The sequence below is a fragment of the Myxococcus xanthus genome, assembly GCF_013116825.1.
Classification (GTDB): Bacteria; Myxococcota; Myxococcia; order Myxococcales; family Myxococcaceae; genus Myxococcus; species Myxococcus xanthus_B.
The window spans coordinates 1-434 of the sequence record NZ_JABFNS010000325.1; the positions used below are offsets into that span (position 1 = coordinate 1).

Consider the following 434-nt stretch of genomic DNA (forward strand, 5'->3'; position numbering starts at 1 on the left):
CCAATGGATGGAGGCGGGTGAAAAGGACCGGCAGCTCGCGGTCTGGCGCGCCCGGCTGGGAGGCGAGCAGCCCGTGCTGCAGCTTCCCGCGGAGCACCCGCGCCGCGCCGATGGCCGCTACCGCGCGGCCATGCATGCCTGGAATCTGCCCGCAGACCGCGCGCGGGCCTTGCGCACCGCGGCCCAGGCACGCGGCCTCACGCCGTTCATGGCGCTGCTCGCGGCCTTCCAGGTGGCCCTGTACCGCTGGAGCGGCCAGCAGGACGTGCGCGTGGGCGTGCCGGTCGCCAACCGCGGGCGCATCGAAACCGAAGGCCTCGTGGGCCTGTTCGTGAACACCCAGGTGCTGCGCCTGCCATTGAACGGCCGCATGCCGCTGTCCACTGCGTTGGACTCCGTGCGCGACGCGGCCCTGGAGGCGCAGGCCCACCAGG

Annotated in this window: 1 protein-coding gene; it reads left to right on the forward strand. The window is 73.5% G+C overall.

Annotated features, from left to right (window positions below; genetic code table 11):
- Nucleotides 1-434: condensation domain-containing protein (locus tag HNV26_RS37535; protein WP_171453060.1), on the forward strand; the 434-nt coding region annotated here is incomplete at both ends.